The sequence below is a fragment of the Arthrobacter sp. AK01 genome (genome assembly GCF_021109375.1).
Taxonomy (GTDB): Bacteria; Actinomycetota; Actinomycetes; order Actinomycetales; family Micrococcaceae; genus Arthrobacter.
The window spans coordinates 1-14783 of record NZ_JAJOHP010000028.1 but is presented as its reverse complement, the minus strand read 5'-3'; the positions used below and the strand labels follow the sequence as shown (position 1 = coordinate 14783).

15 protein-coding genes are annotated in these 14783 nt (G+C 63.4%); 12 read left to right on the top strand and 3 right to left on the bottom strand.

The features are described 5' to 3' along the window. Window positions 1-170: 170 nt before the first annotated feature. From LN996_RS11660 to LN996_RS11650, 3 genes are all read left to right on the top strand, one after another. Complete coding sequence (locus tag LN996_RS11660) at window positions 171-1094, top strand: AraC family transcriptional regulator (RefSeq protein WP_231340545.1); 924 nt, start codon at window positions 171-173, stop codon at window positions 1092-1094. A gap of 37 nt (window positions 1095-1131) precedes the next feature. After that, window positions 1132-1848: a hypothetical protein gene (locus LN996_RS11655; RefSeq protein WP_231340544.1), complete on the top strand. Its 717-nt coding sequence runs from the start codon at window positions 1132-1134 to the stop codon at window positions 1846-1848. 97 nt (window positions 1849-1945) lie between these two features. After that, on the top strand, window positions 1946-2257 hold the full coding sequence (locus tag LN996_RS11650) for a hypothetical protein (RefSeq protein WP_231340543.1): 312 nt from the start codon (window positions 1946-1948) through the stop codon (window positions 2255-2257). A 105-nt stretch (window positions 2258-2362) separates the two neighbouring features. Here LN996_RS11650 and LN996_RS11645 read toward each other — a convergent pair whose 3' ends face one another. Then, on the bottom strand, window positions 2363-3100 hold the full coding sequence (locus LN996_RS11645) for a GAF and ANTAR domain-containing protein (protein WP_231340542.1): 738 nt from the start codon (window positions 3098-3100) through the stop codon (window positions 2363-2365). A 128-nt stretch (window positions 3101-3228) separates the two neighbouring features. Between LN996_RS11645 and LN996_RS11640 the strand changes: the two genes are divergently transcribed. Beyond that, window positions 3229-3369: a hypothetical protein gene (locus LN996_RS11640; RefSeq protein ID WP_231340541.1), complete on the top strand. Its 141-nt coding sequence runs from the start codon at window positions 3229-3231 to the stop codon at window positions 3367-3369. Window positions 3370-3422: 53 nt separating this feature from the next. On the opposite strand, the gene LN996_RS11635 is transcribed toward LN996_RS11640, so the two are convergent. Beyond that, entirely contained in the window at window positions 3423-3659 is a 237-nt protein-coding gene (locus LN996_RS11635) for a hypothetical protein (RefSeq protein WP_231340540.1), read from the bottom strand. A 462-nt stretch (window positions 3660-4121) separates the two neighbouring features. On the opposite strand from LN996_RS11635, the gene LN996_RS11630 reads away from it, so the two are divergent. The 6 genes from LN996_RS11630 to LN996_RS11605 are packed head-to-tail and all read left to right on the top strand — an operon-like array spanning window position 4122 to window position 11908. Next, window positions 4122-4220, top strand: coding sequence for a potassium-transporting ATPase subunit F (locus tag LN996_RS11630; RefSeq protein WP_159708520.1), 99 nt, complete (start codon window positions 4122-4124; stop codon window positions 4218-4220). 6 nt (window positions 4221-4226) lie between these two features. After that, on the top strand, window positions 4227-5894 hold the full coding sequence (gene kdpA / locus LN996_RS11625; RefSeq protein WP_231340539.1) for a potassium-transporting ATPase subunit KdpA: 1668 nt from the start codon (window positions 4227-4229) through the stop codon (window positions 5892-5894). Then, on the top strand, window positions 5891-8029 hold the full coding sequence (gene kdpB / locus LN996_RS11620) for a potassium-transporting ATPase subunit KdpB (protein WP_231340538.1): 2139 nt from the start codon (window positions 5891-5893) through the stop codon (window positions 8027-8029). Before kdpA ends, kdpB begins: the two co-directional genes overlap by 4 nt. A gap of 9 nt (window positions 8030-8038) precedes the next feature. After that, window positions 8039-8650 (top strand): K(+)-transporting ATPase subunit C, encoded by a 612-nt coding sequence (gene kdpC, locus LN996_RS11615; RefSeq protein WP_231340537.1) that lies wholly within the window; start codon window positions 8039-8041, stop codon window positions 8648-8650. Window positions 8651-8679: 29 nt separating this feature from the next. Next, the gene (locus tag LN996_RS11610; RefSeq protein ID WP_231340536.1) at window positions 8680-11238 is read left to right on the top strand and encodes an ATP-binding protein; all 2559 of its coding nucleotides are present in this window, start codon (window positions 8680-8682) and stop codon (window positions 11236-11238) included. After that, complete coding sequence (locus LN996_RS11605) at window positions 11231-11908, top strand: response regulator (protein ID WP_231340535.1); 678 nt, start codon at window positions 11231-11233, stop codon at window positions 11906-11908. The genes LN996_RS11610 and LN996_RS11605 overlap by 8 nt, the downstream gene beginning before the upstream one ends. Window positions 11909-11963: 55 nt before the next feature. On the opposite strand, the gene LN996_RS11600 is transcribed toward LN996_RS11605, so the two are convergent. Further along, window positions 11964-13235: a response regulator transcription factor family protein gene (locus tag LN996_RS11600; protein ID WP_231340534.1), complete on the bottom strand. Its 1272-nt coding sequence runs from the start codon at window positions 13233-13235 to the stop codon at window positions 11964-11966. Window positions 13236-13374: 139 nt separating this feature from the next. Here LN996_RS11600 and hxlB point away from each other — a divergent pair, with 139 nt between their 5' ends. Continuing rightward, on the top strand, window positions 13375-13971 hold the full coding sequence (hxlB, locus tag LN996_RS11595; protein ID WP_231340533.1) for a 6-phospho-3-hexuloisomerase: 597 nt from the start codon (window positions 13375-13377) through the stop codon (window positions 13969-13971). Window positions 13972-14032: 61 nt separating this feature from the next. Next, on the top strand, window positions 14033-14656 hold the full coding sequence (hxlA, locus tag LN996_RS11590; protein ID WP_231340532.1) for a 3-hexulose-6-phosphate synthase: 624 nt from the start codon (window positions 14033-14035) through the stop codon (window positions 14654-14656). Window positions 14657-14783: the final 127 nt, after the last annotated feature.

Sequence of the window (14783 nt, the reverse complement as noted above, 5' to 3'; positions counted from 1 at the left end):
CCGCACTCCTACTACTGCGTGGAAGTACAAGACCTGGGCGGGGCATTCAGCCGGGATATCCGGGGAGCCTCGCTGTGTTCCTCAACACTAGGCGTGTGGGGTGGGACACAACTAGCGTCCTTGATGACGCATACTGATACTTATTTTCCCTGCTCCCCTGGAGGCCTCTGATGAGTCCAACCGATCCTGGAGACGGTGCAGCGACGCGGCTGGCACACCGTCTGGTGGGGATGCGCGCCAACCGCGAAGTGATTCCCGAAGATCCACATCATTCGGTCAGATGGCACGAACACGACTACCCCAGCCCTATAGCCCGCTGGAACTATCATCCCGAGTACGAGATCCACCTGATCCGCAAGGGCACCGGGAAGTTCATTGTGGGCGACCATATCGGCACCTTCGAGGCCGGCCACGTCGCGTTGGTCGGGGCCGGACTACCTCACGACTGGGTCAGCGACCTCGACCCAGGGGAAGTCCTTGAAAATCGCGATGCCGTGATCCAGTTCGACGGCAAATGGGTGGAGCAGGCTGCTGTACTGGTGCCCGAACTGACCGAGGTACTGCCGCTCCTGGAACAGTCGGCTCGTGGGATCGAATTCTTTGGCCAGACGGCACAAACGGCAGCCGCCTCCATTGAAGCCATGGGCGGCTCCAACGGATTGGAACGGCTGCGTCACCTGCTGGCCCTGTTCGCGATCCTCTCCCGGGCACCGGACCACGAACGCAAATACCTCGCCGACGAATGGTTCCGGCCGCAGTTGGACGGCCAGGCCGAAGCTGTGGTGGACATTGTCCTGGAGTACGTGTTCAGCAACCATGCCGGCAGCGTCTCCATGTCAGAGGCCGCAGCGATGGTGGGCATGGCCGAGCCCACGTTCTCCAAATACTTCAAACGTGCCACCGGGCAAAATTTCACGGACCTTGTCCGGAAGCTGCGGCTGGCCCATTCACGGCGCCTGCTGGAACGCACCGACAAGCCAGTATCGGACATTTGCTACGAGGTAGGCTTCAGCAACTTGTCCAACTTCAACCGTCAGTTCCTCAGGGAAACCGGCGAGACGCCGCGAAAATTCAGGCAACGGATGCAGGGCTAGCACCGAATGACTGCATCCACCCTGTTTAATGGGCCCCATGAGCACTGTGGACCCCATCGCCCTCAGGAAACTCCGCGCAAACAAACGCCCCGGTCCGGTCAGCATCGTGCTGGCGCTGGCCTTCCAATTCATCGGCGGACTCGCCGCAGGTTATGGCTGGCCGCACCTGGCCCTGTTGGAAGAGGTCGAACCGCCGGCATTGCCCATGATCGCGATCGTCTCAAGCATCCCGGTTTTGGTCCTGAGCTCCATCGCGTGGACTGCCGTGGCCATAAAGCACAGCAAACTCGGACTCGCCCTTGGTGGGACCTTGGCGTGGCTTGGCGCCTCGCTCGGAGTCGCAGCGATCGCGGTCCAGTCGGGCCTGACGCCGCTGCTCACCTGGGTGGGCGCCGGCTGCCTGGCCATTGCCTTGTTCCTCGGCATCCTGGGAATCATCGGCGCAAGGACCCGCAGGGCCATCGCGCACCGCGAAGCGATGGTGATGAGCACCGGCACCATGACGTCAGCGAGGGTCACCGACAAGGGCTACCTGTCCTTCAGCGACAGCGCCAAGATCCTCACTACTGTGACTTTCACTTTCCACGATGCGAACGGGACCCAACGCTGGGTCCAGCGCCCGCTGCTGATTACTGCCGCCGAGCCTGTAGTGGACGGCCAGGAGACCACTCTCTGGTACGACCCCCTGGACCCAGGCAATGACAAGAAGATCGTGGTGAAACTGGCCAAGGACATGCCGTTGCGCCGGCCCTGACCAACAAGGCCGCCTGAACCCGCGTCACTTTCAGCTGGTTCCGCCCACTTATCAGTGGACGGAAAAACTGCCAACGGATGCGCCCCAGGAGCAAGAAATGAACTCACCCCACGGAATGGCCATGACGGCCGCCTTTGTGTTGCCCGAAGCGCCGGACTTCCGCCTGTTGTTCATGGCAGGACTGGTGTTCCTGGCGGGTCTAGCCGGTACGGGCAGCGTCCTGCTGCTCCTGCTGTTCGCACCCATCATCAGTTTGGCCCTCATGGGCCGTGGCTATCAACGCAAGGTTGCCGCGACGACTCCCGGCACCCGCTTAGCAGCAGCACGGCCGCAGTGGCTGCGACGATCAGACCGATCCCGGCCCACTGCCCCACGGCAAGGTCCTGATGCAGGGCTACGGCACCGATGATCGCGGCAAACACTGGGTTGATGCTTATGAGGACGCCAGGATTCCGGCACCACCGCGCGAGCGTGAGCAGATTGTGGAACTGCTGAGGGGGCTGTACCGCTGGTTTCAGTCTTCGAAGCGCAGATGGCTTTCGGTGCTGCCGCTCAAGTGCGCGATGATGTCCGTTGCGACGGCATGCAGTTTCTTGTTCCTGTGGCTCGAGGCCTTGGTCAGGAACTCGAAGGCCTCGTCCTGGCTGCAACGGTTCTGGGCCATAATGACGCCGCAGGCAAGGTCAATGACAGTCCTGGAGGACATCGCCGTCTTCAGGTCCGCGTTCAGTTGCTCCACGGTTTCGATCCTGATGGCCAGACGCAGGGTACTTCCCGTGACCTCCGTAAACGAGGCAGCTTCGGCTATCACAGCATCAGTGAATGTACCCGCCTTTGGGGCGAAGAAGTTGATGACCGCCTGGGATGTCTCACCCAGGGCCATCGGTACACCCAAGGCACTGTGGATACCTTCTGCAGCCAAAGCCCGGCTGTACTCCGGCCAGTTGGTGTCGGTGGCAACGTCTGCCAGAAGCACCGGACGGCCGGCGTCCAACGCTTCCAGACAGGGGCCCTGCCCAAGGGCCTGTTCAATCTTGTCCAGCTGAATTGCCCTCTCACTGCTACCTGCAACAGTGGAGGTCCGTTTGCGGCGACGCAGTGTGAGGGCACAATCGATGTTCTCCCCGGCCACTTTGCTCATTGCGTCGGAGGCGAAGCCAGTCACGCCGTTCAAAATTCCGTGGATGTCTGAGCTGCCGACTACCAATTCGTGCAGGCTTCGGATGTGTTCGGCATTGTCCATGGGTTCCATGGGCCTAATCGTAGGAAGAGTTCGGCCTCCCGTCACCTGTTGCCGGGTAAACCACCTTCCTGGAGGACGACACTCCCGGACATCAGCACCGCTGGGATGCCCAGCACATCGCCTCGTTCGTTTTCCCTTTGGTGATCTACGCCGTGGGCGGCGTCCTGATCGTTATATCCCTTCCGGCCGGTTTGGTGGTGGTGGCCCTCGGAACGATCATCGCGCTGATCGGTGCGGTGGTTTTTTCGTGGGTGGCCCTGGTGGAGATACTGCGCTGACAAAGCGAACGACGACGGGAAGTCCCGTCGTCGTTCGCTTGGCGTTGAGTCTTTCAGTCAGCTTTTCCAGCCAACGCCACCAGCACGCCGGCGGTGGCAAAGAACTTGTTGCTGCCGAGATCGCGCACCGTCTTGATGCCCAGCCCTGCAAGTAATTCATCGTGTTTTTCGGTCAGTCCGGCAAGCGCCGACGGCGGTGCGGCGAGGACTTCGTCCAGGCTTGCATTTTCGTAGGATTTGTCGAGTGCTTTGCCCAATTCAACAGAAACAGCCAAGGCTTTTCCTTTCATCGATACAGAACAATTACAAACGTGCAGAACATGAAACAACAGCATTATTACCAAGCAGCCTGCGGACCCTCCCGGGGGAATTGTCAATTTGAGCCGCCTAACGATCAAGATAGCCCACAATGGCGCAAATTTGTTGGCCTCTGAACCATAAATTGCCCAGGCATGCGTGAACCGGGTCGCTGGCCGCGCCACCCTGCTGCCTTGGGAAGCCCGCCATACGGGGGAACGTTAAGAGCGCGTCAAGATTTGGGGCCGCCGCGTTAAGGAACCGTAAGGAACGCCTTTTGGCCACTTTCACGGGGGTTGACTGACATCAGCCCCGCGAACGGGGCGCGGATGAAAGGACGTTCCAATGGCCGACGTGGCTGTTGTGGCGATTCTCGTGGTGAGCATGGGAATCGTGATGTGGGTGGCCCACCTTTTGGGCAAAATGATCGACGGCGAGGGCCCGGTGAGCGGGCAATGAACCTGGACGCCATCATGTGGGTTGCGTTGTTCATCGTGGGCCTGGCCATGACCGGGTACTTGCTGGCTGTGTTGCTTCACCCGGAAAAGTGGTGACGGCAAGTGGTTTTCAGCACGGCAGCATTCATCACCCAAATAGTTGTCCTTCTCCTCGCGTTGCTTCTGTTGCACAAGCCCTTGGGCCTCTACATGGAACGCGTTTTCGCGGGGAGCACGCATTCCAGGTTGGAGCGGGTGTTCTACCGGCTCGCGGGGGTGGACGTCGGAACTGAACAGAGCTGGTCTGTGTATCTGCGCAGCGTTCTGGTCTTTTCGGCCGTTTCCATCCTGGCTATCTTTGCCCTGCAGCGGCTTCAGGGTCTGCTGCCCGGGAGCAACGGGCTTCCGGGCGTAGATCCGTGGATCGCCATGAACACGGCCATCTCCTTTGTCACCAACACCAACTGGCAAACGTACGTGCCTGAGGCCACCGTGGGCACCTTCGTCCAGATGTGCCTCCTGGCAGTGCAGAATTTCCTCTCCGCCGCAGTTGGAATCGTGGTGGCCGTGGCCTTGATCCGCGGCATCGTGCGGACAAAGACGGACCGTTTGGGTAACTTCTGGGTTGATGTCACCCGGGCATCTTTCCGGCTCCTGCTGCCCATCGCCGCAGTGGGCGCCATCGCGTTGGTGATGGGCGGCGTCGTACAGAATTTCTGGTCCACCGAGGTTGCCAACCAAGCCACGGGGGTCACCCAGGTGATACCTGGCGGACCGGTAGCCTCCCAGGAGGCCATCAAGGTCCTGGGCACCAACGGCGGCGGCTACTTCAACGCCAACTCCGCCCACCCCTTCGAGAATCCAAGTGTCTTCACCAGCCTGTTCCAGGTGTTCCTGATCCTGCTCATCCCTTCCGCCCTTCCCTATACCTACGGAAGGATGGTCGGCGACCGGCGCCAAGGCTTCACCGTTGCCGGCGTCATGGCCGCTCTTTGGCTGACCTCCACTGCCCTGATGGGCTGGGCGGTCGCGTCGGGCCAAGGGGCTGCATCGTCGGCGGCCGGAGGCTTGGGTGAAGGCTTCGAACAACGCCTGGGGCCAGCCGCAAGCTCCATCTTCGCCGCGTCCACCACCCTCACCTCCACCGGAGCGGTGAATGTGGCCCATGATTCCCTTCCCCCTCTCGCGGGCGGAATCGCCATGGTGAACATGATGCTGGGCGAGGTGGCCCCCGGAGGCACCGGTTCCGGACTGTACGGCATGCTGATCCTGGCGATTATCGCCGTCTTCATCGCAGGCCTGATGGTCGGCCGGACGCCGGAGTTCCTGGGCAAGAAGATCGGCCCGCGGGAAATGAAGCTCGCGGCCCTCTACATCCTGGTGACCCCCACCCTGGTGCTGGTCCTGGCAGGCATCACAGCGCTGCTCCCTGACGTCATGGCCAACGCGCCGGCGGCCGGACCCCACCAGTTCAGTGAGTTGCTGTATGCCTTCACCTCAGGCGCCAACAACAACGGTTCAGCTTTCGGTGGTATCACCAGCTCCGGACCGTATCTGTCCGTGATGCTCGGAATTGCCATGTTGCTGGGTCGCTTCCTCCCGATCGTCCTGGTCCTGGCACTGGCCGGGTCCTTGGCGCGGCAACGGAAGATCCCCGCATCAGCGGGAACCGTGCCAACCCACGGAGGGCTCTTCGGATCACTCCTCCTCAGCGTCACCGTGATCATGACGGCCCTCAGCTACTTCCCTGCCCTCGCCCTGGGCCCACTCGCAGAAGGACTTATCAAATGACCCGGTCCAGCACGGCTACAGCCGCGGACACGTCAGCACTCACCTACGCTGACGGCAACCCACTCGGAACACCCGGGGAACACAAACACCACACCAAGGCTCCGGCGAAACTCAATGCCGCCACTCTCCGCGCGGCCCTGCCGGTGGCGTTCAAAAAGCTGGATCCCCGGCAGATGGTCCATTCGCCCGTCATGTTCGTGGTGCTGGTGGGAGCCGCCGCCTGCACCTTGATTTGTGTGTTCAAACCGGCAGTCTTTGGCATTGTTGTCACGGCGTGGCTTTGGCTGACGGTCCTGTTCGGCACCCTGTCCGAGGCCATCGCCGAGGGCCGGGGGAAAGCCCAGGCGGACAGCCTCCGCGCCAGCCGCAAGGGCGTCCTGGCCCGCCTGCGGCTGGACGATGGAACCACCAAGGAAGTGGCCGGCACGGACCTCAAGCTCAACGACGTCGTCATCTGCGAAGCGGGTGACGTTATCCCCTCCGACGGCGAAATCATCGAAGGCCTAGCAAGCGTGGACGAGTCCACCATCACGGGCGAGTCAGCACCGGTCATCCGGGAGTCCGGCGGTGACCGTTCGTCAGTGACCGGCGGTACCAAGGTTTTGTCGGACCGGATCTTGGTCCGCATCACGGCTGAACCCGGAGCTACGTTCATTGACCGGATGATCAAACTCGTTGAGGGAGCCGTCCGTCAAAAGACTCCCAATGAGATCGCCCTGCACGTGCTCCTGGTTTCGTTGACCATCGTGTTCCTGGTGGTCACCATGACCCTGGCCCCGCTCGCGTCGCTGGCGGGAGCAACACCGTCGCCGATCGTCCTGGTCGCCCTCCTGGTTTGCCTCATTCCCACCACCATTGGCGCCCTGGTTCCGGCTATCGGCATCGCCGGCATGGACCGACTGGTCCAACACAACGTGCTGGCGACCTCCGGGCGGGCAGTGGAAACTGCCGGTGACATCACCACATTGCTGCTGGATAAGACGGGCACCATCACCTACGGCAACAGGCGGGCGGTCAACTTCTTCCCGGCCAACGACGTGGAACGCCACGAACTCATCACCGCGGCCCGGTTGTCCAGCCTCGCGGATGAAACCCCTGAGGGCCGCTCCATTGTGGAACTCGCCAACGACAAAGGCGTGGACGGCCCGGAGCTTGACCACCTCCGTAAGGACTCCAAGGACATCAGCATCGTGGAGTTCACGGCCAGCACACGCATGAGCGGGCTGGACGTCGACGGGCGCCTGATCCGCAAAGGCGCCGCGGCCGCCGTCGAACGCTTCGTCGCCGAAGCCGGTGGGCGCATGCCTGCAGAAGTCCAGCGTCGAGTGCAGGAAATCTCCGCCGAGGGCGGCACGCCGCTGCTGGTCGCCGAGCACACGCACGACGGCGGCGCCCGGGTTCTGGGAACAGTGCACCTGGCCGATGTGGTCAAGCCCGGCATGCACGCCCGTTTCGCGGAGCTGCGCAGGATGGGGATCCGCACGGTGATGATCACCGGCGACAACCCCGTGACGGCAAAGGCAATCGCGGCGGAGGCCGGCGTCGACGACTTCGTGGCGGAAGCCACGCCCGAGGACAAACTGGACGTCATCCGGCGCGAGCAGGGCGAAGGGCGGTTGGTTGCCATGACGGGTGACGGCACCAACGACGCCCCAGCGTTGGCCGCGGCTGACGTGGGCGTGGCGATGAATTCGGGAACACCCGCTGCCAAGGAGGCGGCCAACATGGTGGACCTGGATTCCGATCCCACCAAACTGATCAACATCGTGGGCATCGGCAAGCAACTGCTGATAACACGCGGGGCGCTGACCACGTTCTCGGTGGCCAATGACGTGGCGAAGTACTTCGCGATCGTGCCGGCGCTGTTCACTGCTGCGTTCCCGGGACTCGGGATGCTGAACATCATGGGCCTGGCGAGTCCGTCGTCGGCCATCCTTTCGGCGGTGATCTTCAACGCCCTCATCATCCTGGTACTGGTTCCTTTGGCGCTGCGTGGCGTGAAGTACCGTGCCGTGTCCGCGAATCAAGCGCTTGCCAGGAATCTGCTGCTGTATGGCCTCGGCGGCCTCGTGGCACCGTTCCTCGGGATCAAGCTCATTGACCTGATCATTTCCCTCATCCCCGGCATCGGCTAGGACTCCACCATGAATGTGTTTACCGGTTATCTTCGCCAGGCGGGCACCGCAGCCCGGTTCCTGCTTCTCGCGACCATCGTCCTGGGGCTCCTGTACCCGCTTGCGATCTTCGGGGTCGGGCAGTTGGTGGCTCCCTTCCAAGCGAACGGTTCAGTGGTCAAGGACTCTGCGGGCGAACCCGCGGCATCGGCACTGATCGCCCAGGTGTCCGCAGACGACGCCGGCACGCAGGATCCCGCGTGGTTCCACGCACGGCCCTCGGCCGTCGGATGGGATCCCGCATCGTCTTCGGCCAGCAATTTGGGCCCCAACGACGCGAAACTGCTCGACGCCGTTGCCGCCAACCGCGCCGCAGTGGCCGCGGCAGAAGGCGTCAGTGAGGCCGACGTCCCCGCCGATGCGGTGACGGCCAGCGGGTCCGGCCTTGATCCACACATCTCACCTGACTACGCGGCCCTCCAGGTCGCCCGGGTTGCTGCAGCCCACGGGCTCAGCACGGACGTTGTGCAGGGTTTGGTGGACAAGCGGACGAGCAGCGGGCTGGAAGCGTTCCTCGGCCAACCGTCGGTCAACGTGACACTGCTGAACCTGGATGTCGCCGCGGCCGGCAATGATCAGTAGGCTCCCGTTCCGAGTGGAAGAATGACGTTATGGCGCGGGCAACACTGAGAATATTCCTGGGGGCCGCCCCGGGCGTCGGCAAGACCTACGCCATGCTCGAGGAAGCCCACAGATTGCTTGGCCGTGGCGAGGACGTGGTGGTGGCCTTCGCCATGCACCACGGCCGCGCCGATACCCGCGCATTGACCCAAGGGCTCGAAGTCATCCCCACCCGGAGCATCGACTACCGGGGCAGTTCGTTTGAGGAACTGGACCTGGACGCCGTCCTGGAGCGTCGGCCGCGCATAGCCATCGTTGACGAGTACGCGCACACGAACATCCCCGGCAGCCGCAACCACAAGCGCTGGGAGGACATTGAGGAACTGCTGGAAGCGGGTATCGATGTCCTCTCCACCGTCAACGTGCAGCATCTGGCCTCCCTGGGCGACGTCGTCAGCGCCATCACCGATGTGCACCAGGCGGAGACTGTCCCGGACGACGTCGTGCGTCGCGCCGACCAGATCCACCTGGTGGACATCTCACCGGAACTGCTGAGGCAGCGGCTGGGCGACGGCAAGATCTACGCCGCGGACAAGATCGACGCGGCCCTGTCCAACTACTTCCGGGTGGGTAACCTGACGGCGCTCCGCGAGCTTGCCCTGCTGTGGCTTGCGGACCGGGTGGACGAAGGCCTGGCCCGCTACCGTGAAGAAAACCAGATCGAGGAAAGCTGGCCGGCCAGGGAACGCATCGTCATCGGACTGACAGGTGGTCCCGAAGGTGAGGTCCTGATCCGACGGGCCGCGAGGATCCTCAAACGTGTCAACGGAGGCGATCTGCTGGCCGTCCATGTTCGCGCGGCCGATGGCGTGGCCGCCGAATCCCCGCAGGCCTTGGAAGCCCAACGCACCCTCATCCGGGATCTCGGCGGCAGCTACCACATTGTGGCTGGTGAGGACCCCGCCAAAGCCTTGCTCGACTTCGCCCGAAGCGTCAATGCCACCCAGATCGTGGTGGGCGTATCGCGTCGGAAGGCCCTGGCCGGGCGGCTCACCGGCGGCGTAGGGAACAAAGTGGTCCGGGACTCGGGCGACATCGACGTCCACATGGTTTCGCATCCCCTTGGTGGCCGCGGCAAGGAACCTTCGCGGCCACGCGACCTGGGCCGGGTCCGGGTGATGGTTGGCTTTGCCATGGCCATTGTGGTGCCCGTCCTGCTGCAACTCCTGTTGGCCGCAAGCCCATCGCACAACATCGCGACGGCCGTCCTGGTCCAGCTCAGCGGTTCTGTTGCCGTTGCCCTGGTGGGTGGCCTGTGGCCCGCTTTGCTGGGTGCCCTGTGGAGCAGTGCCCTGGTGAATTTCTTCTCCGTTCCGCCCCTTGGCACCCTGACCATCAGCGATCCCCAGAACCTGCTGGCACTGCTGGTCTTCGCGGGGGTTTCCTCGGCTGTGGCCGTGGTGGTGGACCTTTCGGCCAGGCGCTCCAAGGAGGCCGCCCGGGCCCGTTCGGAAGCAGCCACCCTGGGCGATCTCACCCGCGGAGCGACCACGGCCGAGGACACGGTGGTGGGCCTGCTGGAGCAGGCTGTGGACGTCTTCCAAGTCCGCCGGGCCGCCCTCTACGAGTCGTCTTCCCCTGACGACGGCTGGCGACTCGTAGCCGCGGCCGGGGATGAAGCCCCGGACGACAACGAGAACATCGAACAGATCGACGCCAGCACGCGACTGGTCCTGACCGGCCGGGTCCTCCCTGCCAGCGACCGCCGCCTGCTCGGTGCCTTCGGCTCACACCTCTCAGCACAGCTGGAACGCCGGCAACTTGCAGCGAGCCGCCGCGAAGTCATGCGGCTGGCCGAAAGCAACACGATGCGCACGTCCATTCTCCGCGCCGTATCCCACGACCTCCGCACCCCCCTGGCCGGCATCAAACTGGCCGTCGGCGGCCTGCGGCAGCCCGGTATCCACTACACGGAACAAGAGGAACAGGAGCTCCTGGCCACCATCGATGAATGCTCGGACCGCTTGGACGTGCTGGTGGGGAACCTCCTGGACATGTCCCGGATTACCTCCGATTCTGTGAACGCCCTGATCAAGCCCGTCCGTTGGTTCGACGTGATTCCAGCTGCACTTCACGGAGTCCCGGCTGGACGGGTCCGTGTGGACCTCCTCCCCAACATGCCCGAGGTGGACGCCGACGCCGGCATGCTTGAACGGGTGGTTGCCAACATCGTGGAGAATGCCGTGAAATACGCGCCGACCTCCGACATCGTGATTGTTGGCGCCGCCGGCGGACTCAGCACCACCACCTTGGCCGGGCAACCGGCCAGCGAACTCCGAATCATCGACCATGGCCAAGGTGTCCCCGCGGCCAGCGTGCTCCAAATGTTCCAGCCCTTCCAGCGGCTCGACGACGTCCCGGCCGCCACTGGAGTGGGGTTGGGACTCGCCGTGGCCAAGGGATTCACCGAGGCAATGGGCGGCACCCTCACCGCCGAGGAAACACCCGGCGGCGGCCTGACCATGGTGATCCGGCTGCCCTTATCCACGGGCGTGTACTTCCTCCCGTCCCCCGAAAGACACCCAGTGAATGGCATCCGGCATGAATAGCGTTTTGGTAGTGGACGACGATCCCCACATTGTCCGCGCACTTGCCATCACCCTCAAAGGGCAGGGATACACGGTCACAACAGCCATGGATGGGGAATCGGCACTCCACGCTGCCGCGCAACGGCCAGTCAACGTCGTCATCCTTGACCTGGGCTTGCCGGACATCGACGGCACCACGGTCATCACCCGGCTCCGCGAGTGGAGCGCCGTGCCCATCCTGGTCCTGTCAGCCCGGCACGGGTCCAGCGACAAGGTGGAAGCCCTCGACGCCGGCGCGGACGACTACATCACCAAGCCCTTCGGACTGGACGAACTGCTGGCACGCCTCCGGGCCATCCTGCGGCGAAGCACCGAATCCAGCGGGGAAACCACCACGATCGAGACCAGCTCTTTCACCGTGGACCTTGCGAAGAGGCAAATCACCAAGTCCGGACAGGACGTCAGGATGACGCCCACCGAATGGAACATCCTGGACATCCTGGTCCGCAATCCGGACAAACTGATCACCCAACAGCAGCTCCTCAGCGAAGTCTGGGGCCCGGCGTATGCCAAGGAAGCCAACTACTTGCGCGTCTACATGGCCCAGCTCCGCCGAAAGCTGGAAGTTGAACCGGGCAACCCGCGCCATTTCATCACCGAGCCCGGGATGGGCTACCGGTTCGTCCCATAAACGAAAGCCGCCCACCGGCGTCGTGCGTTCATGATGTCGTGCGAAATAGATTCCTTTACCGCAGGCCAGCTGAGTGCGCCAAAGCAATCGCCTCGGTCCTGGAACGCACGTCGAGTTTCCGGAAGAGGTTCCGGATATGGAACTTCACCGTGTTCTCACTGATGTGGAGCGCACCAGCGATGCCCCGGTTCCGCTGCCCTGAAGTGAGCAACTGCAGGACCTCCAACTCGCGGGGCGCCAGATCCCAGACGGCAACATCACCTGCTGGAGCCGCCGGCGGATCCAGCGGCAACACCACGGAAATATCGGCACCCCAGCCCTGCATCACCTCGAGGGACATCCGCCCGTCAACTGCCTGCACCCGCTGCTGCAGCCGGACGATGTTGGGAGAATCCGGCGAGAGGGCGCCCAGGCCGTCGTCGCGCACATTGATCAGCAGGTTCTCGCCGTCGCAATCCCACTGTGCCCGGACCCGGCGGACGTCCGGCTGCTCCGCGATGGCCAGCACAAGCCCACGGACAACGGCGCGGGCAGCATGGGCAACCTCACCAGGGAGTGCACGCCCGTTGGCGGGCGGCTCGATGAACTGGATGTCGATATTGCTGAAGTGCATCAGGGGGCGGAGGTCTTCGCGAAGCCGCTCAAATGCGGTCGCCACCGGTTCCTCCACCAGATCACTGGTCCGGTCGCTGAGCGTCCGCAAATCCACCAGTGCCTTGACGGCTAGGTCCGTCACTGAGGCGCGCGCCACGGCGTCGTTCATGGAGGTCGACCGCAAGGCCGCCAGCAGCGTTTCAAGGGTCGTGGAGTGCTGGTCGACCAGCTCGGCCGTTACGCGGATCCGCTCAGCGGATGCGGCCCGTGATTCCAAAAGGTACGACGGCGGCGCGTCGGTTACCTTCTCCTGGATGCGTCGGGCGGTTAATCCCCACAGATAGCTGAGAAGACGGTGCGCTTCCCCTGCTGCTTCCGATCCTTCCAACCCGGCAGTCACGGAGGGGTCGGTCAGCACCAGCAGCGCCTGGCTGGGCGCATAGCCCAAGGCAAGGACTTGCCGCTCCTCACCGGCGATGACCGCGGACGTGCGCCACGGATCCTCACCCGGCATCGCCGAGCGCAACTGGTCCAGTTCCGTGATGGACACGCGGCTGACTATGCTTTCGTCGCCCGCCTTCTTCTGGGGCCGTCCCGTGCAGTCCTCCGTGAAGATGACCAGAGCACTGCTTGCCAGGAACGGGAGAGTGGCCTCACGGAGGCTTTCGGCAATGCGGTTCAGCGGCGCGGCAGCCAGGTCGCTGACGGAGTGGAGGAGTGCCCAGTTCTGCATTCGGCCAGCATATGTGCCAAACAGGGTCCGGTACTACCCAAACGGATAGGAAAGACTGTCACAAATCAGCGTTCTCCCCACCCTTGGACTGCACCAAGCTGGAAGGGAAGCAAACACCACGGTTACTGAAGGAGAGAGTGTGGACGCTGTCGCAGAAAAGCCCGCCCTGAGCCAAACGCCAGCCCGGGCCGCGCTCAACCTGTCCCTGATCCAGGACGAACTTGTCAGCACCACCAACGCGATCGACGTCAACCAGCTGGCAGTCCTCGCCGACAGAATCCGAGGGGCAGAGCGTGTCTTCCTCGCAGGAGCCGGGCGCAGCGGACTGGTTCTTCGCATGGCAGCCATGCGACTCATGCACTTGGGCCTGACGGTCCATGTTGCCGGCGACACCACCACGCCCGCCATCGCCTCTGGTGACCTCCTGCTGGTGGCATCCGGCTCGGGAACCACCTCAGGTGTGGTCAAGTCAGCGCAAACCGCAGCCGCCGCCGGGGCGGACGTTGCCGCCGTGACCACCGACCAGGAATCACCCTTGGCCGCCCTGGCCGATGCGCTGGTGATCATACCCGCAGCGCAGAAAACCGATCACGGCTCCAGCCGTTCCCGCCAGTACTCCGGCAGCCTGTTCGAGCAATCCCTCTTCCTTGCAACGGAGACAGTGTTCCAAACGCTCTGGGAGGACACCAACGAGCCTGCGGAACACCTCTGGCTGCGCCACGCCAATCTCGAGTAATCCCACCCCTAGCCCGCACTACCCGCTCCACACGAAACATTCCGAATGAAAGAAGAACACCATGAAACTTCAGGTAGCACTGGATCTCCTCACCGTCGAGGACGCCTTGGAACTGGCCGCCAAAGTGGCCGAGCACGTGGACATCATCGAGCTCGGCACACCGCTGATCAAAGCTGCAGGCCTGAGCGCAGTCACCGCGATCAAGGAAGCCCACCCCAGCAAGATCGTCTTCGCGGACATGAAGACCATGGATGCAGGTGAGCTCGAAGCCGACATCGCCTTCAGCGCCGGAGCGGACCTGGTCTCTGTCCTGGGCACGGCCGATGACTCCACCATTGCCGGCGCGGTCAAGGCCGCGAAGACTCACAACAAGGGCATCGTGGTGGACTTGATCGGTGTGGCGGACAAGGTTTCCCGTGCCAAGGAAGCCCGCGCGTTGGGAGCCAAGTTCGTTGAGTTCCATGCAGGCCTGGATGAGCAGGCACAGCCCGGTTACAACCTGCGCACGCTGCTCAACGCAGGCGAGGAAGCACGCGTGCCGTTCTCCGTAGCTGGTGGCGTGAACGTCGGAACCATTGCAGCCGTGCAGCTGGCTGGCGCAGACGTCGCCGTTGCAGGCAGTGCCATCTACAGCGCTTCAGACCCCGGGTTGGCCGCCAAGGAACTGAAGGCAGCCATTAACTAGCTCAGACCAATTCCGCTACGTGGGCCCGCCCCCCCCCGGCGGGGGGGGGGGGGGGGGCGCGGGGGGGGGTGGGGGTTTGAACCCCCCGGCCGCGCGGGGCGCGCCCCGGGGGGGGGGGCGGGGCCGG

What these genes read in the sequence shown, in the direction of transcription:
- LN996_RS11610 (WP_231340536.1), top strand. Translation starts at nt 8,680, where the DNA reads ATGGCGCGGGCAACACTGAGAATATTCCTGGGGGCCGCCCCGGGCGTC.
- kdpC (WP_231340537.1), top strand. Translation starts at nt 8,039, where the DNA reads ATGAATGTGTTTACCGGTTATCTTCGCCAGGCGGGCACCGCAGCCCGG.
- LN996_RS11660 (WP_231340545.1), top strand. Translation starts at nt 171, where the DNA reads ATGAGTCCAACCGATCCTGGAGACGGTGCAGCGACGCGGCTGGCACAC.
- LN996_RS11650 (WP_231340543.1), top strand. Translation starts at nt 1,946, where the DNA reads ATGAACTCACCCCACGGAATGGCCATGACGGCCGCCTTTGTGTTGCCC.
- LN996_RS11655 (WP_231340544.1), top strand. Translation starts at nt 1,132, where the DNA reads ATGAGCACTGTGGACCCCATCGCCCTCAGGAAACTCCGCGCAAACAAA.
- kdpB (WP_231340538.1), top strand. Translation starts at nt 5,891, where the DNA reads ATGACCCGGTCCAGCACGGCTACAGCCGCGGACACGTCAGCACTCACC.
- LN996_RS11600 (WP_231340534.1), bottom strand. Translation starts at nt 13,235, where the DNA reads ATGCAGAACTGGGCACTCCTCCACTCCGTCAGCGACCTGGCTGCCGCG.
- LN996_RS11630 (WP_159708520.1), top strand. Translation starts at nt 4,122, where the DNA reads ATGAACCTGGACGCCATCATGTGGGTTGCGTTGTTCATCGTGGGCCTG.
- LN996_RS11645 (WP_231340542.1), bottom strand. Translation starts at nt 3,100, where the DNA reads ATGGAACCCATGGACAATGCCGAACACATCCGAAGCCTGCACGAATTG.
- hxlA (WP_231340532.1), top strand. Translation starts at nt 14,033, where the DNA reads ATGAAACTTCAGGTAGCACTGGATCTCCTCACCGTCGAGGACGCCTTG.
- LN996_RS11605 (WP_231340535.1), top strand. Translation starts at nt 11,231, where the DNA reads ATGAATAGCGTTTTGGTAGTGGACGACGATCCCCACATTGTCCGCGCA.
- LN996_RS11635 (WP_231340540.1), bottom strand. Translation starts at nt 3,659, where the DNA reads ATGAAAGGAAAAGCCTTGGCTGTTTCTGTTGAATTGGGCAAAGCACTC.